The sequence below is a fragment of the Spirosoma harenae genome (assembly GCF_054776975.1).
Map to the genome: position 1 here is coordinate 847478 of NZ_BAAHBD010000008.1, position 25884 is coordinate 873361.

General features: G+C 44.5%; 24 protein-coding genes. 11 read left to right on the plus strand and 13 right to left on the minus strand.

Translation table 11 applies throughout. The features are described 5' to 3' along the window. Window positions 1-48: 48 nt before the first annotated feature. Window positions 49-420: a CoA-binding protein gene (locus ACYVE4_RS11870; protein ID WP_461040084.1), complete on the minus strand. Its 372-nt coding sequence runs from the start codon at window positions 418-420 to the stop codon at window positions 49-51. 293 nt (window positions 421-713) lie between these two features. On the opposite strand from ACYVE4_RS11870, the gene ACYVE4_RS11875 reads away from it, so the two are divergent. Further along, window positions 714-1307: an NUMOD4 domain-containing protein gene (locus tag ACYVE4_RS11875; protein ID WP_461040086.1), complete on the plus strand. Its 594-nt coding sequence runs from the start codon at window positions 714-716 to the stop codon at window positions 1305-1307. Window positions 1308-1457: 150 nt separating this feature from the next. Here the strand turns inward: ACYVE4_RS11875 and eutC are convergent, their stop codons facing one another. From eutC to ACYVE4_RS11905, 6 genes are all read right to left on the minus strand, one after another. Continuing rightward, on the minus strand, window positions 1458-2219 hold the full coding sequence (gene eutC, locus ACYVE4_RS11880) for an ethanolamine ammonia-lyase subunit EutC (RefSeq protein ID WP_461040087.1): 762 nt from the start codon (window positions 2217-2219) through the stop codon (window positions 1458-1460). A 23-nt stretch (window positions 2220-2242) separates the two neighbouring features. Next, a complete protein-coding gene (locus tag ACYVE4_RS11885) occupies window positions 2243-3628 on the minus strand; it encodes an ethanolamine ammonia-lyase subunit EutB (RefSeq protein ID WP_461040089.1) in 1386 nt (461 codons plus the stop codon). 5 nt (window positions 3629-3633) lie between these two features. Continuing rightward, window positions 3634-4962 (minus strand): ethanolamine permease, encoded by a 1329-nt coding sequence (gene eat / locus ACYVE4_RS11890; protein ID WP_461040091.1) that lies wholly within the window; start codon window positions 4960-4962, stop codon window positions 3634-3636. 15 nt (window positions 4963-4977) lie between these two features. Beyond that, a complete protein-coding gene (locus ACYVE4_RS11895) occupies window positions 4978-7485 on the minus strand; it encodes a phosphocholine-specific phospholipase C (RefSeq protein WP_461040382.1) in 2508 nt (835 codons plus the stop codon). 135 nt (window positions 7486-7620) lie between these two features. Beyond that, window positions 7621-11469 carry a sensor histidine kinase gene (locus ACYVE4_RS11900; protein ID WP_461040092.1) on the minus strand — a complete coding sequence of 1283 codons (3849 nt, stop codon included), beginning with the start codon at window positions 11467-11469 and terminating at the stop codon, window positions 7621-7623. 163 nt (window positions 11470-11632) lie between these two features. Continuing rightward, the gene (locus ACYVE4_RS11905) at window positions 11633-11950 is read right to left on the minus strand and encodes a HesB/IscA family protein (protein WP_461040093.1); all 318 of its coding nucleotides are present in this window, start codon (window positions 11948-11950) and stop codon (window positions 11633-11635) included. 72 nt (window positions 11951-12022) lie between these two features. On the opposite strand from ACYVE4_RS11905, the gene ACYVE4_RS11910 reads away from it, so the two are divergent. Further along, window positions 12023-12547 carry a DUF7935 family protein gene (locus ACYVE4_RS11910; RefSeq protein WP_461040095.1) on the plus strand — a complete coding sequence of 175 codons (525 nt, stop codon included), beginning with the start codon at window positions 12023-12025 and terminating at the stop codon, window positions 12545-12547. A 50-nt stretch (window positions 12548-12597) separates the two neighbouring features. On the opposite strand, the gene ACYVE4_RS11915 is transcribed toward ACYVE4_RS11910, so the two are convergent. The 3 genes from ACYVE4_RS11915 to ACYVE4_RS11925 form a co-directional block, all read right to left on the minus strand. Further along, window positions 12598-13440 (minus strand): hydroxymethylglutaryl-CoA lyase, encoded by an 843-nt coding sequence (locus ACYVE4_RS11915; RefSeq protein WP_461040096.1) that lies wholly within the window; start codon window positions 13438-13440, stop codon window positions 12598-12600. Further along, window positions 13437-13787, minus strand: coding sequence for a transmembrane 220 family protein (locus tag ACYVE4_RS11920; RefSeq protein ID WP_461040098.1), 351 nt, complete (start codon window positions 13785-13787; stop codon window positions 13437-13439). Before ACYVE4_RS11920 ends, ACYVE4_RS11915 begins: the two co-directional genes overlap by 4 nt. 98 nt (window positions 13788-13885) lie before the next feature. Then, the gene (locus ACYVE4_RS11925) at window positions 13886-14851 is read right to left on the minus strand and encodes a tetratricopeptide repeat protein (protein WP_461040100.1); all 966 of its coding nucleotides are present in this window, start codon (window positions 14849-14851) and stop codon (window positions 13886-13888) included. Window positions 14852-14935: 84 nt separating this feature from the next. Here ACYVE4_RS11925 and galK point away from each other — a divergent pair, with 84 nt between their 5' ends. The 6 genes from galK (at window position 14936) to ACYVE4_RS11955 (ending at window position 20414) form a co-directional block, all read left to right on the plus strand. Further along, window positions 14936-16087, plus strand: a complete 1152-nt coding sequence (gene galK, locus ACYVE4_RS11930) for a galactokinase (RefSeq protein ID WP_461040102.1) — start codon at window positions 14936-14938, stop codon at window positions 16085-16087. An 81-nt stretch (window positions 16088-16168) separates the two neighbouring features. Further along, window positions 16169-16828, plus strand: coding sequence for a fructose-6-phosphate aldolase (fsa, locus tag ACYVE4_RS11935; protein WP_461040103.1), 660 nt, complete (start codon window positions 16169-16171; stop codon window positions 16826-16828). 76 nt (window positions 16829-16904) lie between these two features. Continuing rightward, complete coding sequence (locus ACYVE4_RS11940; protein WP_461040105.1) at window positions 16905-17585, plus strand: cell division ATP-binding protein FtsE; 681 nt, start codon at window positions 16905-16907, stop codon at window positions 17583-17585. Window positions 17586-17618: 33 nt separating this feature from the next. Further along, the gene (locus ACYVE4_RS11945) at window positions 17619-18554 is read left to right on the plus strand and encodes a sugar phosphate isomerase/epimerase family protein (protein ID WP_461040106.1); all 936 of its coding nucleotides are present in this window, start codon (window positions 17619-17621) and stop codon (window positions 18552-18554) included. A 99-nt stretch (window positions 18555-18653) separates the two neighbouring features. Further along, window positions 18654-19127, plus strand: coding sequence for a Dps family protein (locus tag ACYVE4_RS11950; RefSeq protein WP_461040107.1), 474 nt, complete (start codon window positions 18654-18656; stop codon window positions 19125-19127). 96 nt (window positions 19128-19223) lie between these two features. Then, window positions 19224-20414 (plus strand): Nramp family divalent metal transporter, encoded by a 1191-nt coding sequence (locus ACYVE4_RS11955; protein ID WP_461040109.1) that lies wholly within the window; start codon window positions 19224-19226, stop codon window positions 20412-20414. 57 nt (window positions 20415-20471) lie between these two features. Here the strand turns inward: ACYVE4_RS11955 and ACYVE4_RS11960 are convergent, their stop codons facing one another. After that, window positions 20472-21485, minus strand: coding sequence for a hypothetical protein (locus tag ACYVE4_RS11960; protein WP_461040110.1), 1014 nt, complete (start codon window positions 21483-21485; stop codon window positions 20472-20474). A 165-nt stretch (window positions 21486-21650) separates the two neighbouring features. Then, window positions 21651-22481 (minus strand): hypothetical protein, encoded by an 831-nt coding sequence (locus tag ACYVE4_RS11965; protein WP_461040111.1) that lies wholly within the window; start codon window positions 22479-22481, stop codon window positions 21651-21653. Between the two features lie 217 nt (window positions 22482-22698). On the opposite strand from ACYVE4_RS11965, the gene ACYVE4_RS11970 reads away from it, so the two are divergent. After that, window positions 22699-23508, plus strand: a complete 810-nt coding sequence (locus ACYVE4_RS11970; protein ID WP_461040112.1) for a hypothetical protein — start codon at window positions 22699-22701, stop codon at window positions 23506-23508. 15 nt (window positions 23509-23523) lie between these two features. On the opposite strand, the gene ACYVE4_RS11975 is transcribed toward ACYVE4_RS11970, so the two are convergent. Further along, window positions 23524-23853 (minus strand): tetratricopeptide repeat protein, encoded by a 330-nt coding sequence (locus ACYVE4_RS11975; protein ID WP_461040384.1) that lies wholly within the window; start codon window positions 23851-23853, stop codon window positions 23524-23526. Window positions 23854-24016: 163 nt separating this feature from the next. Between ACYVE4_RS11975 and ACYVE4_RS11980 the strand changes: the two genes are divergently transcribed. Both ACYVE4_RS11980 and ACYVE4_RS11985 read left to right on the plus strand, forming a co-directional pair. After that, a complete protein-coding gene (locus ACYVE4_RS11980; protein ID WP_461040114.1) occupies window positions 24017-24754 on the plus strand; it encodes an electron transfer flavoprotein subunit beta/FixA family protein in 738 nt (245 codons plus the stop codon). Between the two features lie 103 nt (window positions 24755-24857). Further along, window positions 24858-25820 carry an electron transfer flavoprotein subunit alpha/FixB family protein gene (locus ACYVE4_RS11985; RefSeq protein ID WP_461040115.1) on the plus strand — a complete coding sequence of 321 codons (963 nt, stop codon included), beginning with the start codon at window positions 24858-24860 and terminating at the stop codon, window positions 25818-25820. Window positions 25821-25884: the final 64 nt, after the last annotated feature.

Here is a 25884-nt window from a genome sequence, read left to right on the forward strand (position 1 = left end):
TAAAATCTAAACAATTCAATCAGTCAACAAGTCCGTTGATCAATCCATTTAATAAGTCCCGATCGATAGCATGACCAGCGTGCAGGCTTCGATTGGCTCAATACCATCGGCTCGTAGTTGCTGTTCAAATTCTGGATTTTCGGTACCGGGGTTAAAAATGACCCGACGAGGTTTCAGACTTTTGATATAATCATACAAGGGAGGTTGGTTTTGCGGACCAACGTACATAGTCACCGTATCAATATTTTCAAGGACGGGATGCCCAGTTCGGATTGGGTGACCTTCAATCTCTCCTTCCTTTAGTCCGATTAACTCTATGTCATGCCCATGTCGAAGCAAACGATAGGCAGCCAGGTTGGCGTAGCGGCCTGGTTTTTCGGATGCTCCAATTATGGCTGTCTTCTTTATACTAGTAGTCATTGCTGTAACCAATAAACGGTCGAAATCGACAACCGTATCGTATAAACGAACTAGATACCTACTCAGTTTCGATGCTCGATTATAACTCGATAAAAAATTATTGGATCTGGGTGTTACTTTCGCCAGAAATCATGTCATTATCAGCAAATTATAATACCTCTTACTCGGATTTTACGGTATTATTTGCGGTAACTTAAATAACTCACAACTATTTTGTAATCTAGTTGTTAAGGACTCATTAAAGTAAGTAGTTCGCTTGAAAGTCACGCCTACAAATAAAAATTCATTCGGTCATGGATGCCAGAGAAAAACAGAATTTCTGGAATGAAAAGTGGATACCTATTGTGTTTGAAGGAGTTGAGAATCCACCTCACTATGAAGTTTCAAACTACGGTCGTTTACGCAGCTTTCAATCAGTTTCTCCGGCACGCGCAGGTAATGCCGCGGGTAGCATGCCTGGCAAAACCATCAAAGGTTCTGTCATTCAGGGGTATCGATCGCTTAATATTCGATCTGGCGGAAAAACACTCAATCGGTACATCCATAAATTAGTAGCCGAACATTTTGTGCAGCAGGATCAGCCAGATCAAACCTTTGTCATTCACCTCGACCACGATAAGCTCAATAATTACTTTCAGAATCTTCGCTGGGTGACGAAAGACGAAATGATCGAACATAATCGACACAACCCTAGCCTGAAAAACCGTCAGTTACCAAGGCAGACCAGAAATTATAAACTGACCGAAAGCAAGGTCAAGATTATTAAAAAGCTGTTGCTCAACGACAAAAATCGTCTCAAAATGATCGCAAAACAGTTTGGTATCACACATACTCAACTGAACCGGATTCGATCGGGCGAAAACTGGAAGCACGTAACAATCGAATAATCCGCATTGATAGAACCGACTGTTGATAGATTTTTTCAAGCAAAAAGGTCAGATTAGAAAATCTGACCTTTTTGCTTGCTGATTCGCCAAAGTATTGCCTCGCCGAGAATCACAAAATAGTTCCTGTTTGATACGAACATTTCTCGAAAATCACTCCAGTAATCCATCAATATCTTTCAAAGCGACACCTGTGACCTGCAGTCTGAATGCGTTTTGAATCAAATGCAGAAGCTTATCGGCAGCATAAGTTGGTGCTAATCCCTGCTCTCGGATATTGGAAATGCAATTTCGGCGCTCGTCGGTAAGGCCCGATTTCGGCCCGTAGGTGATGTAAGCCCCCATACTATCGAATGAACTAAGGCCAGGTCGTTCGCCAATCAAAATAATGGCCAGTTGGGTCTGTAGTAATTCACCGATTACATCCATGACCGCAACTCGCCCCTGCTCAACTAGTATAATGGGTGCCAATGAATAACCTGATTTCCTTATTTTTTCAACAAACGGATTGATCAGCAAGGCCGCATTTTTCATAACCGCAGTTGCGGAAAGGCCATCGGCTATGATGATGCCAATATCAGACGGAGAATGAGCAAGTTGTTGAAGTTTTTCAATGGACGAATCGTGGAGTAAACGGCCAAAATCAGGGCGTTGCAAATATATATCGCGGTTTTCTGCCCGGCTAAGTACAGTGTGTATCGGCAGTCCTGTCGGTGTTAAACTTGTCTTTAACTCAGCAATATCTAACTGTGAATAAACTGCATCTTTTGCATGTGCATGAGCTAATTTAAACCGAAGAGACTCCCGAAATGGAATGGAAACGCCCGTCCGGCCGAGCGCGATTCGAGCGGTCGTATATGCCTTTAAGGATGCCCACTCATCGACTTCAGGATTACTCTTTTTTAGCTCATTCATGTTTTCACTCTATGCCCCTTGCTCTATGCTTGCGGCAGCATGGCCATGTAAAATTGCCTGTGGGATTTATTCGATAACCGATAACCCTGCGCATCCATAATTCCCTGACGCAGTAGCCATTCGTCAAATTCGGGAGCCGGTCGCAGGCCAAGGACACGACGTAGGTAAAGTGCATCGTGGAAGGATGTCGACTGATAATTCAGCATAATATCGTCTGCTCCGGGAACCCCCATAATAAAGTTAATGCCAGCAACGCCCAGCAAGGTAAGCAATGAATCCATATCGTCCTGGTCGGCTTGGGCATGGTTGGTGTAGCAAATATCCATACCCATTGGCAACCCCATTAATTTCCCGCAGAAATGATCTTCGAGTCCGGCGCGGATAATTTGTTTGCCATCGAACAGATATTCAGGACCAATGAATCCAACAACAGAATTGACTAAAAACGGCTTAAAATGACGAGCCACGGCATAGGCTCGAGCTTCGCAGGTTTGCTGATCGACGTTATGATTAGAACCAGATGATAAAGCACTTCCCTGCCCGGTTTCGAAGTACATGAGGTTATTCCCAAGCGTCCCGCGTTGCAGCGATAGGCCAGCTTCGTGAGCTTCCTGCAAGAGAGAAAGACTTACCCCAAAACTGGCATTCGCTTTTTCGGTTCCGGCAATCGACTGAAATACCAGATCGACTGGTACTTGCTGTTCAATCAGTTGTAGTGTTGTAGTGATATGACTGAGCACACAACTTTGCGTTGGAATCTCAAATCGTTCGCGTATATCATCGATCATATGCAGCAAACGAGCCGTAACTGCCGGGCTATCTGTTGCAGGATTAATCCCTATCATAGCATCTCCGCTTCCATACAGCAGCCCATCGATCATACTGGCCGCTATCCCTCTTGCATCGTCGATTGGATGATTGGGTTGTAATCGGACAGACAAACGACCTTGTAAACCAACTGTATTTCGGAATCGGGTCACAACCTCGCACTTTTTTGCAACTAGAATTAAATCCTGATTCCGCATGAGTTTCGATACAGCTGCCACCATTTCGGGCATCAATCCGGGAGCTAATTTTGCCAATGTAATACCATCGGCTTCGTCGCTAAGGAGCCAGTCTCGTAATTCACCTACTGTAAAATGACTGATGGGTTCAAAAGCAGCTTTGTGGTTCGTATCAATGATCAAACGCGTAACATCATCAACCTCATAGGGAATGACAACTTCATTGAGAAAAGATACTAATGGTAAGTCAGCCAGAGCCATCTGCGCGGCTACTCGTTCTTCGTAGCTCTCAGCTGCTATACCCGCCAACACATCGCCCGAGCGTAAAGGACTTGCTTTGGCCAGCAAGTCTTTCAGATCGTTGAAACGATAGGTAAAGCCACGAATCGTACAGTGATAAGCCATAGAGGTTAAACGGTCACACCGGCCTTCCACTCCTGTTTGCTCTTCTGATATTGGCCTGTTATGTAGAACAACCCGGCAACGACTATAAATCCAGCTAGAAATAACAAACTCAGCCAACTATAAAAATAAGCCATTGCCAGTAATGCCACAACAGCGAGCAACAAGGCGATGGCCGGAAAAACAGGATAAAACGGCGCTTTAAACGAACGCGGCATAGTTGGATGCGTCTGCCGAAGGCGAAACAAAGACAACATACTAATAATATAAACGACTACCGCGCCAATCGTCGACACAACCACTAATTTACTGGTATCCAATAAGATAAGTGCTAAAATTCCGAATATAGCCCCCACTACCAGAGCCAAATAAGGTACCTGTCGGGTTTTGCTTACTTTCGAGAGGTCATTTGGTAAATACCCACTGCGAGCCAAGGCGAAAATTTGTCGGGAATAGCTGATAATGATACCGTGAAACGAAGCGATTAATCCAAATAAGCCGACACTGGCGAAAAATTTGGTCAGTGGATTTTGGCGACCGAGTACAATCGCAACGGCTTCGGGCATCGGGTAATCGAGATGATCTAAATTCTCCCAATTCGTAACACCGCCTACACTAATCATGACCGTGATGGCAAGAAACGCAATGGTCGATACGGCGGTTATGTACCCCTTAGCAATCGCGTTTTTTTCGTCTTTCACCTCCTCAGCAACCATCGCAACGCCTTCAAGACAGACAAATAGCCAGATGGCAAAAGGCAATGCCGCGAAAACTCCCTTCCACCCAAATGGCATTGGATTATGTAAAAAGGTATCAAGACTGGAATAAGGATAGACGACGCCAATGAACAACAGCAATTCACCAATGGCAATCAGCGTCATTATCAGAGAAAACCAGGCGGCTTCCTGTATACCTAATAAATTAATGACCGTAAAAACGGCGAAGGACAATACGGAACACAGCACTACCGGAATGGCCGGATATAGAAAATGGACGTAACTACCTAAGGCCAATGCAATAGCCGGTGTCGCGAATAAAAATTCGATGACGGTGGCATAACCGGCAATTAATGCACCGATGGGTCCAAACGCCTGAAACGCATAGGCAAACGGGCCACCAGCATTTGGAATGGCTGTAGTGAGCTCGGTAAAGCTGAAAATGAATGTGAAGTATAACACCGTAATAATCAGAGCGGCAATCAGCAACCCGACCGATCCGGCAACACCCCAACCATAATTCCAGCCAAAATACTCGCCCGATATGACTAGTCCAACCCCAATTGCCCATAAATGAACAGGCTTTAGCGCTTTCTTTAATTCAGGTTGTTTGTCAGTCATTTATTCTTGCACTCATTAAACAATTGTTTGTCCCATTAGTGGGTCAGTAAAGCCAGCTTTACCCGTTTCGACACGCCCGGCATATTGCTGCATAAAGGCATCGAAACCGACCGCTTTTACACTAAAATCATACCAGTTATGGCTATTTTTCAGGTTCAATACGACAGTTTGTTGTGCTCCTTTCGTTCCAGCTTTGTCCAGTATTCTCTGGATTGCTTTGGTATGATAGGCATTATCAACTAGCTGGATTTGGTGCGTCCGTTGTGGGTCGGTGTTGATTAACCTGACCAACACATTCCCGGTAAAATTCTTTTTCGCATCGCGTTCGTAATCGCAGATAATATCGATAGGCGGATTATCAGCTGATCCTTTGAATACGCGAAAGAAGCCGTTGGGTCCGTAAAGCTGGAAATGATATGGCGAGTCGATTGACCAGGAATCTCGTAATTCATCGCCTGCAACAGCTGTATACGAACGCAATACGACATCGTCAGTCACTACCTGGTAGACTTGAAACGGAGCCCCAAGCGACTGTTTGCCGAATAATTCATTTTTAGCTGCCAATGTCAGTACAAACTGATTCTTACTAGAACGTCCATCCGCATATAATTCATAGGGAAGCGCGTTTGAAGGCCGTACGCCTTTCTCCTGATTCGGTATGTGAGCCGACGTAATTGGATCCTGATTGATTTCGCGAATTTCCTCGGCAGAAAAAGCTTTGTAACCTGATGGAACGGGTTTGAACTGCGCTTTATGAATGCTCTCGATGAAGGCATCTTTCGCAACAAACGCAGGCAATTTTATAGTTTCTCCTTGATACGGTCGAAAAGCCGAAGTCAGGTCGCCACAAATTGTTCGGCGCCAGCTGCTGATATTCGTTTCTTCGACTTTCTTCCCTTTTTTATGACTCAGAAATTTCTCCAGGAACTGAAGCGTCGATGTATGATCAAACACCTCCGAACATACATACCCTCCTCGACTCCAGGGTGATGCAATCACTAGAGGTACGCGAAAGCCCAGTCCAATTGGTCCAGTACGGCCTTTATTTGGGCGTTTATTTTCCTGTTTCTGCGTAACAAATTCTAGTCGTGTATCAATATTTTTACTTGTCAAACCCGTTTCAGGTTGATCGGGATGCGACGGAACAAACGGCGGAATGTGATCGAAGTAACCATCATTTTCATCGTAGGCCAGAATAAAAATCGTTTTCTTCCAGACATCAGGATTTTGCGTCAGAATATCCAGTACTTCCGACAAATACCAGGCTCCATACCAGGGCGCACCAGGGTGATCGGAGAAGTTTTCAGGTGCGACTAACCAGGATACCGTAGGCAATTTCCGCGCCTTTACATCGACCCGGAACTGGTGCAACACGTCCCCTTTCGGCACTTTCATCTCCCGTTTTGTATCACCATCCTGATACGTCAGCGTCGACAATTTTCGATAATCCGAATCTCCTATATTCGTCGTAAATGCTTTTTGGGAGAGATTTTTATCCCGTTGCGATAATTGGCTAAATTTCTCAGGCGTATAATTTACCAGGTCTTTCGCAATCGCCTTCTGCCAACGCTGCTGATTCGCTAGGCCACGTTTAGTTTTAACGTAATCCTTATCATTTTCCGACATGGCCTTCAACTTAGCCTCCAGCGCCTGAATTCGTTCGGGAAGGCGTTTTTCTTCTTGCTGGATAAATGGATAGTAAGCCGGATGATACCGAACCCGATGCTGTGAAAACCATTCGATTGGGTTGTCGGTAAAATTACTGAGCCAGGCATCTTCCTCTCCTTCCAGGCCTGTCGACAAACTGATTTCGTTTTGATAGATTTTCCAGGAAACGCCCAAATCTTCCAGTCGCTCCGGAAAAGTTGTCCAGTTTACTTCCTTCTCATAGTCCACATTTTCATTCCGAACATTCGCCATCGCGTTAGGATCGCGGGGGTCACGGACTGAACCCGTCCAGAAATACAACCGATTGGGCGTCGTACCCGTCAGGGATGAGCAGAAATTTTGATCGCAAACCGTAAATGCATCGGCCAGTGCATAATAGAATGGAAGATCGTCTCGGTTGTAATACCCCATTGTCAAGGGCATTTTGGCATACTCCTTATTGCCTGACTTTTTTGCTTCCAGCCAGCCGTTATTGCGGCCTTTATTCCAGGCGTCGATCTGATTTTCCCAGGAATGCGGCAACGAACTCATCCAGGTCGACTTGGAATCTTTCAAATTGAGCCGGAATGGCGCATATGTTTCATGAGCAGCATTGGTCTGCAACCAGACTTTATTCTTATTGGGTAAGTCGATTGCCCTGGGATCGTTAAATCCTCGAACCCCTTGCAGCGTGCCATAGGTATGGTCGAACGAACGGTTCTCCTGCATCAGAATAACCACATGTTCGGCGTCTAGATAGGTAGAACCGGGAGTCGGATCAATCGCAAAGGCTTTTTGGATCGAATCGGGTAACGTACCTGGTAAATAGGCCGATAAAAGTGCTGCTTTTTTAAGAAAATCTCGTCGGGAATCCATCATGGTCTGGCAAGCCTACCTCTAAGATACGGCAATTGGGTTAAATACGACTATTGAACTGATTGATTGTCAAAAATAGAAAAGGCAGCTTTTTGAAAAGCCGCCTTCCTGTTATCAATACATTATGTCAGTCGTTTACTGAACCACAACTGATTCGCCGATCATTGGTCCGGGAACACCCGCTAGCGGTAGTGATACAAAAAACGAAGTACCAACGCCTTCTGTTGTTTCAAACCAAATAGTGCCGCCAGCGTGTTCAACGCCCCGCTTGGCCATCGCCAGTCCGATTCCAGAGCCCTCCTTTTTAGTACTGAAGTTGGGCAGAAAAACCTTACTTCGAATAGCATCAGGAATGCCTATACCATTATCGTGTACTTCCACCAATACCGAATCATTATTGGTATAGAGTTTCAGGTCGATAACAGGTTTCCGATCGGATGGTACTGACTGAATGGCATTTATTAGCAGATTCGTCAAAATACGGCCCATAAACTGCCGATCACCCATTGCCATGACAGGTCCAGCTACCGTTTCCCGACGCAGCGTAATCCGCTTATCGTCAGCATATAAATCAGCTGTTTTATTAAATACGCCCGTTATCTCAAACTCCTCCTTTTTAGGCATTGGCATTTTTGCAAATTCGGAGAAGGAGGTGGCAATATCACTTAAGTTATCGATCTGATCCAATAAGGAATCGAACGTACGTAGAATAACCCGACGTGATGGATCAACACTTCCTCCCGCTTCATCCTTCGCATTCGGGAACGTTCGTTGCAAATGTTGCAACGTCAATTTCATGGGTGTCAGTGGGTTCTTAATTTCGTGTGCGACCTGTTTGGCTACTTCGCGCCAGGCCGATTGTTTTTCGGTCTGCGCCAGTGCCTGCTTACTTTCTTCCAGTTTTAGTAGCATCCGATTGTATTCCCGAATCAATAAGCCAATTTCGTCGTCCGACTGCCAGGGCAATGGATCGTTGGGGCGTTCCAGATTGGTCTTCCTGATTTTTTGGGTGAGTAGCCGAAGTGGCTTCGTCAGCACGTGCGATGCGAAGTAGGACAAGATCAGGAAGAATAAAAATAGCGCCGTAAAGATGCTCAGAGAGGTGGCAATTACCTCAATAATTTTCCGATCTAGTTCAGGTTGCGCATAGAAATAGGGAATACTCAACACACCCAGCAACCGACCATCGTATGATTTGATCCCCGCATAAGCCGTCCGATATTTCTTACTGCCCAGCGATTCATCCAGCAGAATCTGGTTTTCCTTATCCTCAATGACATGAATATAAGCCTCCGGATTAATTCGTTTAGAGAGGTATCCACTCTCATAAATCAGAGGCCTGGTAGACGTGTATAGCTTGCCCTGCGTATCGAATAAATTAATATCAATATCCGCATCACGGGCTATTTTACTCAGCTCCTCTTCCATCGACGCCTTGCTTCGCTTCTGGGCATACAGGTGTTCCTCCAGATACACGAGAAAATTAGTCGCAATATTCCGCGTATTACTGATATACGCATCTTCCTGATTATCAACATAATTCGCACTGATCACGCCCAGAATAATCAGAATAACGAAAATAAGAGGTAGAAAAAACGCCAGATTCAATAGAATCTGAATCCGTGTCGAATAATTAATATTGAAGTTCGAGAACCGATAGTTAATCGCATAGCTGGCAATCACCAGAATAACCGTGAGTACCAACAGCAGGTATAAAAATGAGAAATTGGAGAAAATATTCCGAAACGGATACTCCGGCGACGACACTACAACGATACGACCATCCTGTCCTCGCTGAGCTACATGCTGATAGTGATTACTGGCCACTCCGGTAGTAAACAACGCAGGATTGTCTAACAGGGATAGCTCCAGATTTCGGTCGTAATTATAGCTTCCAGGACTACTGTAAAGCAACTTGTGCTGGCCAGGCCCTAATGATGTACCGCCCAAACGAGGACCGGAAAAAAACGCATAACTATATTCTTGTGTATCGGAGTTCTGCGTAAACTTCGTATCGACCAGTAAAGCGGGATAAACACTTTTGGGCCGTTCGTTTCGTAAACGTAAATCCAGAACGACATAACCTAATGTATCCTGAAGCGAGGCTCCTGACAACCCAGACGTCACAGGTCGGCGAACAGCTACAAAACAGATGTACTGCTTGACAAACTGATTGCCCGCTTCATTCACAAAGTAAATACCAGGGTATTCCGTTTTGTAAGCAGATTGCTGATATCGAGAGGTTAACGAAGCGAAGGATGTAGGGTTCGGGCTGATATCAAGAGGACGACCATTGGCCCGGAACGAAAATACTTCAATATTATACTTATCGAAATATTTATCCAGATGCAAACTCTTCACCCGCTGCTGAATACGCTCTCGTACCAGTAAGGTATCAGTCTGTAAAGCCCGAACGATTTCAGCATCCTTCTGGATTGATTCGCCTGCTTTACTCATAAGAAACTCGCCAAACACATCATTATCGGCCAGTAATTGTGAAGCAAATTCCTGCTCATGGTTTAGTTGCTTCCTAATTTCCTGATTATAAACCACGTATGCCGTCATAACGGCACAAACAAAGGCAGCCAGGAATAGATAAATTGAGGTTTTATACCGGAATGTGTAAAGTGTTTTGGGAAGCTGACTGACATATATCAGCATGAAATAGACGCCATTCAGCAGAAACACCGGTTCCAGCGTTCCTTCCAAAATCAGCCAAATACCTCCACTTAACACTGTGCCGGCTACAATTAACAAAAGGCCAATTCCAACATGGTTGATTCGGTTATACCGCAGAAACAAGCTGGCCAGTAAATGAATAATCAGAAAATAAATGCAGGATACGATAATGAACACCACCAGACAGACAATCTTCAGAAACGAAAAATGAATGTTAAGGGTAATGTCGAGTGTGAACTGCGATTTTTCGTAAATATTAGTCAGTTCAATGTAGCAGAGGGAAAAAACGCCATAGCTTCCGACCACACAGGCTACCGACAGCACTAATTTTAGCCAGTGCGGCCGATGAATCAAAAACATATATGTCTGAGAAAGATAATAATATCTAACCCAGTAAAATACCAGAATAACAATCACCAATGCATTCAGCAGCAGATCTCCCAATGAGGGAACCAGCACCGACGACGCATAATATTTAGGATTGAACAGGTCCGATTCGATGAATAAAAACGGAACGCCAAAATAAAGCATAACCGTTCTGAGTAAGACTAAATAAGTAGCCAATGCAAAAAAGCCCAGTTCATATCGGCGTTGACGCTTCAAACGAAGCATCAGTTGCAGAATGTACATCCCGAAGAAAATTATTCCCAGCGTAGCCAGAATAACCGTATTAACCGGTGTAGAATGATTCCGATAGCCATTTACTTCCGGTGGAACAACAGAGAATAAAAACGCATGCGAATTATCGTAAATGGCTTCATAGGCATCCAGCCTCCTATCAGTAACAGACTGAGGATCAAGCGAAAATATAGCAGGATTGTAGCCCGATTGTAAGTAAGCGTTGTTGCTGTGATAGTACCGATAAATGTTCACAAGCGAGAACACATCCATTACATCGTTACCCACACCAACCCGGCGATGACTCACCAGAAATCGTCCCTGCTCAAACTCAATAAGCTTCGGTGTTGTGGTCACTACCGCCAACTGCGCAAATTCGGGGACAAACCGATAATCAGACCAGTAAACGAGTTGCTGATTCCGGAATATGAAATACGGATATTGAGAAGGTAGTTTAAATAATTCGGTAAAACTGGGCTTGGGATTCCGAATTAGTAAGGCTGAAACACTATCAAGTTCGTCTGTACTAAATTGAACTTCCTCTTTCACCCGCTGCTGTACGGCGCTCAGATACTGCTCGTCAGTAGCGCCAGGCTCGTTCTGTTCCAGAAGTAGGAAATACAAAACGGATAAGCCAATCGCCAGTGCCGATAACAGCAAAAAGATATGTTTTTCGATGCGCTTCACCAGATGGGCAGTATGGTCTTCCCGAAATCTATCCTAAAATCATGCCAAGTTTTTTTAGTCACCAAATATACTTTACGGACACAATAATTAACTTAATACTTAGACTAGAATAGTATCTCTTTATTAAATCATTCACAAAAACGTAAACATGACTACTATATCCTCAATCTGCACTAACAGAAGTAACCTGGTTATCGGCCGCTTTATCTACAGTATACCCGCCCATCTCGTATCCTATTTCGACCCCTAAAACATAAAGCAAATGTTTTCGGTCAATAATGACCTGTACACCTTCTACGTTATACACTTCGTCGGAGGGGCCAGGCAGATCAAACCCTAATAACCAGGAAGATCCGCAACCACCTCCCCGTATTCCGACACGCAATCCATATTCGTCAGGAATTTTGTTAGCCTGCAGCGTGTCCAGAATTTGTTGACGCGCATCGGGTCGAACCCGAATGGGATTATCGATTGTAAGCATAATTTATTAGGTATTCAGTAGAACTCCTTTATCAAAATTACCCATTTTTACGGAACTACGTTCCCCCTTTTTATGGACCTATTGAGTGATTTTCTGAAGCTGATCGTTCCTGCAGGCATCGTCTTGTATGGTATGTACTTAACCGTCAAACTGTTGCTGGAGCGTGAAGCCGACCGCCACCGCTTTGATGTACAGGCTCGTTATACGGAAACAGTTGTACCAATCCGACTGCAGGCTTACGAACGAATGGTTTTGTTTCTGGAACGCATCAGTCCCAATAATTTATTGTTGCGACTGGGTGGCAGTTCAACCACCGTGCTGGAATTTCAACAGCGGCTTCTTCAGGAAATTCGGGACGAGTATAACCACAATCTTTCGCAGCAGGTCTATATGAGTCAGAAAGTTTGGGATCAGATTCAGGCGGCTATGAACGAAGTAGCCACGCTCATCAATCAGGCATCGGGCGATACACGACCCGACGCTCCTGCCCTGGAACTATCGAAACGAATTTTTGAGCGAATTATCCAAAAGGATCGCCAACCCACCAGCGATGCGCTAAAAGCTGTAAAAGAAGAAATTCAAGCAATGTTTATGTAAGGTGGCCTAGGGTAAATAAAGCCTGTATAAATAACCCTATGCCCTATGCTTTAAAACACACCCGCCGAAACCATCATGGCTTTTTGGAGAGCGGCCTGATTGATAGACAGTTTAATTCCTTCGGAAGAAAGTATTTGAATAATTTCTTCGGTGGGAAGATTACCTGTCAGCGTATCGGCCGCCATCGGGCAACCACCAAATCCTCGTAAAGCACCGTCAATTCGCTGAACACCAGCACGTACAGCCGCTAGCACTTTTGCGCTGGCTTCACCTGGACGAGCGTGCAGATGTGCCCCAAATTCGATAGTTGGAAATGCCTTAATAAGCTGTTCAAAAAGTGTTTCAATAGTTTCGGGCGTCGATGTTCCAACGGTGTCGGATGGAGCAATAATTGTTACACCCATTTGTACTAATCGTGTGGTAAATTCATGCACAATGTCAGTACTGTAGGGGTCACCATATGGATTTCCAAAACCCATCGACAAATACACAACTAATTGTTTTCCAGCAGTAACGCAGAGCGATTGTATATCTGCAAGTTCCGCAAATGCCTGAGCAATTGATTTATTGGTATTTCGCTGTTGAAATGTTTCAGAAACCGATAGTGGGAAGCCAACGTATTGAATTTGAGGATACGAAACCGCCTGCTCGACTCCGCGAAGATTGGCAACAATCGCCAGTAATTTGGTTGACGTTTTCGATAGATCAAGACCAGAGATCACCTCAGCCGTATCACGCATTTGTGGAATGGCTTTTGGCGAGACAAAACTTCCGAAATCGAGCGTATCGAAGCCAACTTGAAGCAGGCTATTGAGATACTGAATTTTAAGCTCCGTTGGCACAAACTGATCCAGCCCCTGCATGGCATCTCTTGGGCACTCGATCAGTTTCATCGTCGTATAGGTTGACGCATCAGAATTGCCAGAACGACCATCACTACTCCACAAATAGCCAATCCACCCGCTTCCCGCGCCATTTCGATATTCATACTTCGCATGCCCATTTCGCTAAACAGAAATCCCTCGAATTTGGGAGGCCATTGATACGCAGCGGCTCCAAAATATAAAACAGCTAAACCGGCAAACAACCACCAACTGCCTACTCCAGCAAAAGCCATAAAGCAGGCAATAGCCGCCATACCATAAATGGGAATCCACACCTGAGGATCAGGATCATTGTACTGAAAGCCCGCAAATAAAATAAAAAGCAAACCAAAGATGATTCCAAAAGCTCTACGCATGGCTAAATAAGTCAATAGTTATCAGTCGTTAGTCAATAGCTACTAGTTAGTGATCGTCAGACGAAAAATCTAATGACTATCGACTGCTCACTATTGACTTATTTACAATATTCGGCAACCGCATTTGCAGCATCGGCATAGCCAAGCGCCTGCGCCTGCTTTAGACTTAAACAGGCAGACTCCCGTTCATTGTTCAATACCTGCGCAATTCCCAGTCCATAAAACGCTTTCCCGAATTTTGGATCGACTTTAATAGCCTGCTGAAAATCCTCGATTGCGCCCACTAAATCTTTCTGCTGAAAGCGCAGATTTCCGCGATTGTATAAAGCCAATGCGTTTTTAGAATCTAATGTAATGGCTTGTGAAAAATCAGTTAAAGCTGGCTGAAGTTGCCCCTGTGTTGCAAATAACTGCCCCCGATTCAAAAATAATTCGGCACTGATTTGTTTGCTTGTATCTGGCGCCAATCGGATTGCATCGGAGTAATCTTTTAAAGCTCCAGTCAGATCATTTTGAGCCACTTTCAGCAAACCTCGATTGTAGTAGGGTCGGTAAAAATCAGGTTGCAGTTTGATGGCCTGATCGTAATCAAGGGTAGCATTAGCGAATTCTTTCAGTTCAAAATAGGCTACACCTCGCGAATTAAAGGCTTCAGCATTTGTATGATCAGCTTCGATGGCCTGATTCAAAGCTTGTACGGCTTCCCTAAATTTGCCCTCTTTCAAATAACTTCTCCCCTGTTCAATATATTTATCCGAGGAATTACAAGCGATTACAACGAGCGAAAGAGCGAACGAGCGAACAAGTAAACGAGTAAGTGGTTTTCTCAACTTTTTTCGCTCGTTCGCTCGTTCGCTCGTTCGCTCATTGTCAGTTATCTTTCGCTCATTAATCATGTCTTTCAAAATTGATTTTTCGCAAAGGTACGGGGGAAATTTTGTCGTTTGATCAACAATTTTATACCTTTGCATCGGCAAATCGGTGCTACCAGCTCCTGCTGAATCCCCCAGGTCTTGACCGAAGCAAGGGTAGGTGGTCGTAGCGGTGAGACATTGGTTTGCCATTTTTTATTTCCGTCCAGTACGGTTCCTTTGTTTAGCGGGTTATGCGTTTAGCTGTATCAGGCCGCTAAATCCTTAACACCCCATATGGATCTACTCAGTCAGCTCACCCATTCATTTCAGGAATTATTTCAAGCTGATCCATTGCTGATTTGCACGCCCGGCCGGGTCAATCTGATCGGTGAACATACCGATTACAATGAAGGGTTTGTTCTGCCAGCAGCTATCGATAAAGCCATTTATTTAGCCGTTGGGGCCCGTACCGATCGTGAATTACATTTTGTGGCTCACGACCTGAATGAAACCTTTCAGGGCTCCCTGGACAACCTAACGCCAACGAAAACCTGGGCTGATTATTTACTGGGTGTGGGGGTACAACTTCGTTTAGCAGGGCACGAATTCAATGGATTTAACTGTGTTTTTGGTGGAACAATTCCAATGGGTGCCGGTCTATCATCGTCAGCCGCACTCGAAAATGGCGTTGGTTTTGCCATTAATGAACTGTATAACCTCGGTCTTGATCGTGTTGAGTTAGTCAAGCTTTCCCAACGCGCCGAAAATGAGTTTGTTGGCGCGAAAGTCGGAATTATGGATATGTTTGCCAGCATGATGGGCAAGGCCGATCACGTAATTAAACTCGACTGCCGATCGCTGGAATACACCTATGCGCCTTTGCAGATGGATGGCATCAGCATTGTGCTTTGCGACTCGCGGGTAAAACATGCTTTAGTAGACTCCGAGTATAATACCCGACGTGCCGAATGTGATGCGGGCGTTCATTTTTTACAGACATTTTATCCTGAGATAAAAAGCTTACGCGATGTAACGATAGCAATGCTGGATCAGCATTTGCGCGATACAGAGCCCTTAATTTATCGGCGGTGTGCTTATGTAGTTCAGGAAAACCAGCGTTTGCTTGATGGCGTAGCTGCGCTGGAAGCAGGCGACGTCGCTACATTTGGGCAGCTCATGTATGGATCACACGAGGGGCTCAGCCAATGGTATGAAGTCAGTTGTCCTGAACTCGATATTCTGGTCGATATTGCCCGCCAGCAGCCCGGCGTATTGGGGTCTCGTATGATGGGCGGAGGTTTCGGTGGGTGCACGATCAATCTGGTACGCGAAGAGACTCTTGACACATTTACTAACCTAATTATCAAACAATACAAAGCCCAAACGGGCAAAGATGCGTACCTTCACGTTTGCAAAATTCAGAACGGAACTGGTATCGTTAATTAAGCAGCAGGTTGGTAAGTATATCAGGCAAAAGAATGCTTATTGACTTACGGCTTATGGACCAATTAATCACTTTTTTTCATTATGAAATTTTTCATTGACACAGCCAATCTGGCTGACATTCGTGAAGCCCAGGAAATGGGAATTCTCGACGGTGTAACCACCAACCCTTCGCTGATGGCCAAAGAAGGCATTACAGGTAAAGACAATGTAATGCGTCATTATAAACAAATCTGTGAAATCGTTCAAAGTGACGTAAGCGCAGAAGTTATCTCGGTTACCTACGACGAGATGATCAAAGAAGGCGAAGAGCTGGCCGAAATCGATGAAAATATTGTAGTAAAAGTACCGATGAGTGGCGATAGCATTAAAGCCATCAAATACTTTTCTGAAAAAGGCATTCGTACCAACTGTACGTTAGTATTTTCGGCCGGTCAGGCTTTGCTAGCCGCTAAAGCCGGTGCTACATACGTATCGCCCTTCGTTGGTCGTTTAGACGATGTATCAACGGATGGAATCGAGCTAATTCAGCAGATTGTAAATATTTACACGAACTATGGCTATACAACCGAAGTGTTGGCAGCCTCCGTACGTCACCCGATGCACGTTATTCAATGTGCTGAAATCGGTGCCGATGTGATGACGGCTCCATTGAGCGTTATGAAGATGTTGCTGAATCATCCATTGACGGACATCGGCTTGGCCAAATTCCTCGCCGACCACGCAAAAGCTGAGAAAAAGTAAAACTTGTCGATAGTCGCCAGTCGATAGTCTTAAATATAAAATGACTATCGACTGGCGACTAACTATTACTTAACCCATGTTTTCCACCGAACCTGTTCTTACCCTCGACCACGCCGACATTTATCAGGGAAAGAAATTAATTTTAGGCGATGTATCGTTTCGAATCGATAAAGGCGATTTTGCCTATCTGATCGGTCGTACGGGCAGTGGAAAGACATCCTTGTTGAAAACATTATATGCCGATCTCTGGCTTCAGAATGGGAAAGGCACAGTAGCCGGTTATTCGCTCGATCGGTTAAAACCGAACGAAATCCCTTACTTACGCCGAAAAATTGGGATTGTTTTTCAGGACTTTCAATTGTTTTTTGATCGTTCGATTGAAGACAACCTGAAATTCGTTCTTAAGGCTACGGGCTGGACGAATAAGGCTGATATGAACAACCGCATTGCTGATGTACTGATGCAGGTTGGCCTGGGTACTACCCAGAAGAAAATGCCCCACCAACTATCGGGCGGAGAGCAACAACGGGTTGTTATTGCACGGGCGATGCTCAATGAACCCCTTGTCCTTATTGCCGACGAGCCGACCGGGAACCTCGACCCTTCTGTATCGGATCAGATTATGAAAGTTTTTCAAGCCATCAATAGTGCTGGAACGGCCGTTTTGATGGCGACTCACAATTACGATCTCCTGAACAAATACCCTGCCCGCGTATTGCGCTGTCAGGAAGGTCAGGTGATTGAATTAGTCGGTTAATCATCCGCCATTTCACGGGCGATTCTATACCCTATGTCTTTTAATCGTCGTCATGTTCTGCGTTCGCTCATTGCGTCTGCCGGGGCGTCTTTTCTGCCATCGTTTCGATCCGCTCAGGCCGGAACGATAGCCAAACCATTCCCGATCTCTTGTAATTCGTATTCCTGGGTAACTTTCTACAGTCGCGGAGGGAAAACCTGGATGGCCGATCCAGATACATCACTCAGTGAACTAGCTCAGACTGGCATTACTGCCTACGAACCAGCCATCACGAGTGCTGATGAAGTGGCTAAGCTTGTGCCTTTGTTAAAAAAGCATAAGCTATCGATGCCATCTTTGTACGTAAACAGTACACTTCACCGAGCCGACGAAGCTCAAAAATCGCTGGATTCAGTTCTTGCTATTGCCGATACTGCTCGAGCTGCCGGAACTAGCATATTCGTAACAAACCCCAGCCCCATCAAATGGGGAAGCGATACCGACAAAACCGATGCAGATTTGACTGAACAAGCCAAAAACCTTGATCGGTTGGGTGCTGAACTGCGGAAACGTGGAATTACCCTAGCCTACCATACACATGCACCTGAACACCGGCAGGCCGCCCGAGAATTTCACCATATGCTGTTGGCGACCGATCCTAAAAACGTATCGCTTTGCCTGGATGCGCATTGGGTTTATCGAGGTTCCGGCAATTCGCAGATAGCTCTTTTCGATGTTGTTAAATTATACGGAAAGCGGATTGTCGAAATTCACATTCGACAATCGCGCGATGGCATCTGGCAGGAAACATTTGGCGATGGCGATATCGATTACCGACGTCTTGGTACAGCCTTGAAAGCCCAAACTGTTTTTCCTTTGCTGGTATTAGAGCAATGCCTGGAGAAAGGTTCACCGAACACAATGGGGCCTGTTGAAGCGCATAAGCAAGACCTGATTTATACTAAATCTGTATTGGCCAGTTTGTTGTAACAACGAAACAAACGGGTTATTTGACGGTTATTTATTGAGAAAACTGCACGCAGTAGTTTCAGGATGAATATCCAACTCAATTAAACTCACGTTATAGTTATGCAACCCAATATTGGCCTTGAAGCCGACGTTCTGAAACAGGACAATAGCCTTCTCAACGATTTCCTGTCGGATCTGCACGTACTGTATATTAAAACACGAAAATATCACTGGAATGTGGCTGGACCGAATTTCATGGAATATCATAAATTCTTTGAAAGTCAGTATAAAGCCATCGAAGCCGAAATTGACGAAGTGGCTGAACGTATCCGTCAATTGGGTGGTAAGCCATTGGCTACCATGGCAGAGTTTCTACATAACACCAGCCTGAAAGAGGATGCGGGCACGCCTAAAGACACGGCTGTTATGTTCAAAAATCTACTATCCGACCATGAGCAGGTTATTCGTGAACTCCGCGAAGATGTCGACAAATGCGCTGACGAACTTAATGACGCAGGTACTGCCGATTTCTTGACGAAATCGATGGAAGACCACGAAGCAATGGCCTGGATGCTGCGTAAATATCTTTCTTAGTGCTATTAGTAATGAGAGATGGCCGATGAGTGATGGGTGTGTAGATTTTTTTCTTACATTCATCACTCATCGGCCATCTCTCATCGCTTTTTTTACGTGCCCAAATCGTTATCCCTCCGTTCCGGTCTCGGTAGTGTTTTATTCTGGTCAGTCATTTCGGCTGCTTTTATTGGTCCAGGTTCTGTAACAGCCTGCGCCATTGCCGGATCAAAATTCGGCTTACAATTACTCTGGGTACTCACATTTGCTACGCTTGGTACAGTCTGGCTACAGGAAGCCGCAGCCCGCATCACGATTGCAACAGGCAACGATTTAGGCCAGGTTATTTCTCAAACATATACTGGAAAACAAAAGCTTTGGATAACCTGGTCTTTATTCCTGGCTATTTTTCTGGGATGCGCTGCTTATCAGGCTGGTAATATTCTAGGTGCCGTATCTGGGCTGGCTCTGCTCACAGGCTATTCTATCCCAACACTAACTGTTGTTGTTGGCCTAGTCTGTATCATTTTATTATGGATCGGCTCTACTCAGAACCTAGCGAATTTCCTGGGTATTGTGGTTTTTGCTATGGGTGGCGCTTTTGTATATGTAGCATTCGGTACCCCGGTCACAGCCACCGAACTAACTAAGGCGCTGGTTGTTCCAAGTTTCCCTAACGGTTCTTTACTACTGATTAACAGTTTAATTGGAACAACCATTGTCCCTTACAATCTATTTTTTGGCTCCAGTATTGTTCCTGGTCAATCGCTCAGCGAAATGCGACTTGGCATTTGGGTTGCTGTTATTTTAGGTGGTATTATTTCGGTAGTACTACTTCTGGCTGGTTTACTTATTCCAGAAGATTTTTCCTATCCACACATGGCGCAGGTATTAACAGATCGGTTAGGTTCCTGGGCTGGTTCTCTATTTGCGTTTGGCTTGTTCGCAGCAGGATTTGCATCTTCATTAACAGCTCCCCTGGCAGCTGCGGTAACCGCGGAGAGCTTACTGGGTGTAAAGAAAGGGTCAATTACGTATCGTGGAATTTGGCTATTCGTGATGCTTACAGGGCTTACTTTTGGACTGTTAAACGTAACGCCAATTCCGGTGATTGTAGCAGTACAGGCCATCAACGGTATTCTCCTTCCCTTCGTAACTATTTTTCTATTTGCTGCGATTAATAACCGTGAATTGCTGGGTGATACGTATCGAAACTCACTAGCGCAGAATGTAGCGATGGGCTTAGTTGTTGTTGTGACAGCTATACTTGGTCTTTGGAATGTATGGCTTGCCATTCAGGCTGTCTGATAAAAGAAAATGGGTCTAACTTTTCAGCCAGACCCATTTTGCTTTACTTATGATTTCTTATTTTTTCTTGCTTGCCTGACGTTCCAGTTGCTCAATTCGCTTCTGTTGCTCGATTAAGCGCAGGGTAAGCTCTTCATTTTGTTTGACCAGTGTAGCTAACAGTTTCGTCAGCTCTACACCTTCTTTAACCATTTGATCAGCGCTTGGCAGATCAGGCAAATGTTTGTTCTGCTGAATAAATTGCTCTACTTCTGCCAGTGGCTTCAGTTTATAAGATGGCGCAAAAACGTAGTCAGCCCATTGATTTGCTGATTTAGGCTGAACATGCATCGCTACAGTTGATAACCGACCTGATAATGTTACATCGCCTTTATCATCAACCGTCAGGAATTTATTGGCTGTAGCATCGTTCGTCTGTGAGTTTGCAGTCATATTCGTTAATCGAAGACCACTACGTCCATCTACACCTGCCGTTAGCTCAAGGCGGTTTTGTGGAGCTGAAGTACCAATTCCAACATTTACATTATTACCTAACACCATGGCGTTGCTCGTCAGAACGCGAGCGTTAGCCCCTACAGCCGTAGCATTCGATAAACCAACACCTACACCAATAGCATTCGATCCTAGCAACGTATTATCTTGTCCGTCTACTGCTTCAAAACCGGCATTAGGTCCAATAATAAGGTTACGGTTTCCTCGCTGACTGCCTTTACCTGCATTATAACCGATAAATACGTTATCACTACCATCGGTATTGAGTTTACCAGCTTCATAGCCAACAAAGGTGTTATGACCACCCGTTGTATTCGGGAAACCGGCTTTGTATCCGAAATAGGTATTGTATGAACCTGTAGTATTACCCTGACCGGCCATACTACCCATAAACGTGTTGTACGTGCCAGAACCGCCAACAACAGCACTAGTGCTTTGGCCAATTATTAGATTGTAGGTTCCATTAGGAGATGCAAAGCTAACAACCTGGTTGTCAGGCGTAACAACCTGGCTTTGAGCAAACCCATTCGTTATCAGGCCAGCGGTCAGGAAGAAAAAAGTAACAGTAGAAAGTCTCATACTAAATGTGGCTGGAAAATAATGAATAAATATAGCAATTTTCATTCCGAATATCCGCTACAAATTAATTATTCGGAATACCATAAAAAATGAACAATGCTAATTAGTCCTCAAAAAATACAATGCCTGATTCTTTGTCCGATCAATTAGTTACTAATCTATATCCTATTCTACTTTATAATAGAGCGTCTTTTTGCCTGTTTTTAAGTCTGTTAGAAGCACTTTTCCATTTTCAATGTAATAGTTTGCTGAGGGTACGTCCTGCCATTTTCCGTTTACGTTCAACCGTATATAAAACACATTTCCTTTGGTAAACCATCGTGCTTGGGCAGCCGCTAATTGTGCATACAATTGTTTATTCCCCTCCCCGGAAGATTGGACGGAAACACCCGATCCGCTGGCATAACCTGATGAACCCCCATCGCCGAATGTCCCATCTGCTTTTAGAAGCATGGTCGATGACGTATTCCCATAAAATCCACCATCAGTAATACCTCCGCCATAATTACTTTCCGTTCGCCAGGCACCAATCAAATTTGGGTCGCGATAAAGATTCTTATCTGATGGTATTGACTCTGCAGATTTTGCTTGATCGATGGGTGAGTTACTCGCCGTTTCATTTCCCTTTCGAGCCAAAGCCCCTACCATCAAAGCTGCACCATTCTGCCCTATTGCAAACAAAAGTTTTTCATTTTGCAGCTGTCCCTCAAATTGAAAAACGGAACCGTCTGCTGGGTAGATTGCCGTTCCCTGTATCTTCTGCCCATTTGCAATACCTTTCAAGGAATATTGATCCTGTTTATCTCCCGATTGCACTCGTAGTTCGCCTGTTACTTCCTGCGCTGAGATGCGAAGTAGAAGTGTACTTTGCAGACTCACAGCAGAAGATTTAGGCGACGAAAGCACGCCAACCCAGTTTCCTCCAAGATTTTGACTTGGTAGCCGTTGGCTGTTTAATAAAAAAAGGCTGATTAATCCTGAAATAGCAAGACGCATCTATTTATAATTGCTTCGACAAAAACGATATAAATTGTCATGCTAATTTTACAGCTTTTTAAGCTACTGACTGGCAGGAGTTTAGTTGTCTTTTATCCAACGGTAACTAAAACGGGCCGTTTATAAAAAACTAGGGATAGCCCAGTACAAACAAATCTTCTTCATACGTACTTTTACGATGTCAATTCCCCTGGCCAGTATAAACGACAAATGTTTTATGAAAGCACTATCTACCCTACCATATAAATCTATACTTTCCATTGGCCTGTTGGTCAGTGGTTTAAGTAGTTGTGCTCCAACAATAACTACATACCGTCTGGAGCCAGTTTCGGGCGACGTAGCGACTATTGATGGTAAGCCTGTAACGAAGGCTGAGCAAAATGGCATAGGTGTTGTTGCCTCCTTTGAGAAGGAGGATTTAGAGTTTATTGCGCTGGATATTGAAATTAAAAACCGTACAGACCATCCGATTGAAATAAATCCTGCTGATTTTCATTTTGTTGCTCTTGGTGCTGCTCAGGATACCCTTAGAGAGCAAAGCAATATACATCTAGCAGTTACACGCTCTGCCGCTGACCCCACTTACGAAGCTGGCCGAATGAATGTCAAGCGCAAACAGGAAGAGAAAAGGCTAAAACGGGCCAAAATATTGAATACAGTGTTGATGGTAGCTGCTATTGCGTCAGACGTTTCCTCGTCGAGTAATAGCCGTTCTTACCGTGAATACACCAACAATCGGGTTGCTCATAGCTTTGCGTATCAGGGTATTGCCATAAAACGGGCGATTGATTATAGTACCTTTGCCGACCGGATGCAACGCTATGATTATGAAGAGTATCGGTGGCGAGAGCTAGCCTTAAAAGCCAATACGCTGGCGGCCGGTGAGTCGATAAGAGGATTTGTTTACTTACCTAAAGTACAAAATGCCCATTACCTCGCCATCAACTATACAATACCAGAGCAATCAACTGTCCCGCTTTTATTTAAGCAGGATTTCGTTCAGCAAAAGAAAACCCGACGACGGTAAATTTGTCAGTTTACACTACCAATCATCGTCATCATCCTCAAATGCCTGTTGGGCACGCTTCAACTCCTGAAAGGTTTTATTACTACTCTGTTCCAAGGCTAACTTGATTCCTTTCTCATATAATTCAGCCGCCTTTTCGCGCTCCTCAAGCTCCGCATAAAGCGCAGCCGCGTGATAATACGTTGGCAAATAATCAGGGAATTTAGAGAGTAACTGATCGAAATACTCCCGAGCCTGATCTGGATTGCTCTTCATAAATTCCAGAGCCAATGCATAAACATTGAATGGATTCTCCGGTTCTTCCTCTACAAATTGTATTAATTGCTGAATTCGCTCCTGATTCATACTTTCGAGAAAAATAGTATGCAAGCATACTATTTTAAAATTGATTTGTATTTTTGAGCCATAAAATTAACTATCTCCTAATAGTTGTTCGCCAATTGTAGCTTATTTACTGCAATTGAGTATCTATTAGTTGATTGGTATTTATCACAAAACCCTGATAAGCATGAAAATATTAGTGTGCGTAACCAGCGTTCCCGATACCACCACCAAGATTTCGTTTACGGACAATAATACCAAACTAAACAAGGCTGGTGTAACCTTCATTACAGGTCCTTACGACGACTATGCTTTGGCAAGAGCCGTTGAGTTAAAAGAGAAAACCAATGCTTCCATCACCGTCCTGAATGTGGGGGAAGCCGATTCAGAACCTGTAATTCGTAAGTGCCTGGCTATCGGTGCCGACGATGCAATCCGTGTCAATGCCGAACCAACCGACGCTTATTTTGTTGCTGAACAGATTGCAGCTATCGCCAAAGAAAATAACTATGATCTGATTCTAATGGGCCGTGAATCCATTGATTTTAATGGAGGCCAAGTTCATGGGATCGTTGGCGAAATGCTTGGTATACCATCTATTTCGCCTGTTATGCTACTTGATCTGGATGGAGATACGGCAAAAATTACACGGGAAATTGAAGGCGGAAAAGAAAGTTTGGAGGCAAAACTGCCTCTTGTACTTGGTTGTCAGGAACCCATTGCCGAATGGAAAATTCCAAATATGCGCGGTATTATGACGGCTCGAACAAAACCACTTAAAGTAGTTGAGCCCGTCGGCACCGACAAACTGACGACTGTTGCCAGCTATGAATTGCCAGCGCCACGTGGTGCCGTCAAAATGATTCCTGCCGACGAAGCCGAAAAGCTCATCCAACTTCTTCACACTGAAGCTAAAGTCATTTAAAACTAAGTTGCAAAGTTGAAGAGTCGTATAGTTATACAGTTATTTTATGACATGCTGTAACTATAAAACTTTACAACCCTATAACTCTCTAACTTCTCAAAAAATGTCAGTTCTCATATTTGCCGAATTAGACGAAGGTAAAATCAAGAAATCTTCTCAGGAAGCTATTTTCTATGGCGCTAAAGTCGCCGAAATGCTGGGTTCTACGGCCACAGCCGTTATTATAGGTTCTGCTTATGATGCTGAATTAGCTTCAGCCGGGCGTTTTGGAGCCACGAGTGTACTCCATGCAGCCGATGCCAAATTGGTTGAACCGAATGGTATGGCATATGCCACGGTCGTAGCTGCAGCTGCCCAGCAGGAAGGAAGCAAAGTAATTGTATTGGCGAAATCATCGCTTGCGGATGCTATGACTGCCCGATTGGCGGGTAAACTAAAAGCCGGTTTAGCAGCCAATGTAGTCGATCTTCCGGACCTATCGAACGGTTTTCGTGTCAAAAGCAGTATTTATACGGGCAAGGCATTTGCTTATAATGACTTGAAAGCTGATGTAAACATTCTGGCGATCAAAAAAAATACAATAACACCTGAAGAAAAAGACGCAACTGCTACGGTAAAATCGTTCACTCCGTCACTCAATGATGCTGATTTTGCCATTTCTGTAAAAAGCACGGATAAATCAACGGGAGATATTCTACTTCCCGAAGCGGATTTGGTTGTATCAGCCGGTCGTGGGCTGAAAGGGCCAGAAAATTGGGGAATTGTTGAAGATTTAGCTAGTGCACTTCATGCAGCGACAGCCTGTTCGAAACCCGTTTCAGACTTAGACTGGCGCCCTCACTCTGAACACGTTGGCCAAACTGGACTTAAAATCAGCCCAAATCTGTATATTGCCTGTGGTATATCAGGGGCGATTCAGCACTTAGCCGGAGTAAACTCCTCGAAGGTAATTGTTGTTATCAACAAGGACCCTGAAGCGCCTTTTTTCAAGTCAGCAGATTACGGTATCGTCGGTGATGTATTCGACGTGTTACCCCGCTTAACGAAGGCAGTGAAGGCGTTATAGTTTACAGTCATCAGTCAATAGGAAAAACATATTGTACTATCGACTCTTGGCTGGTGACTACAGA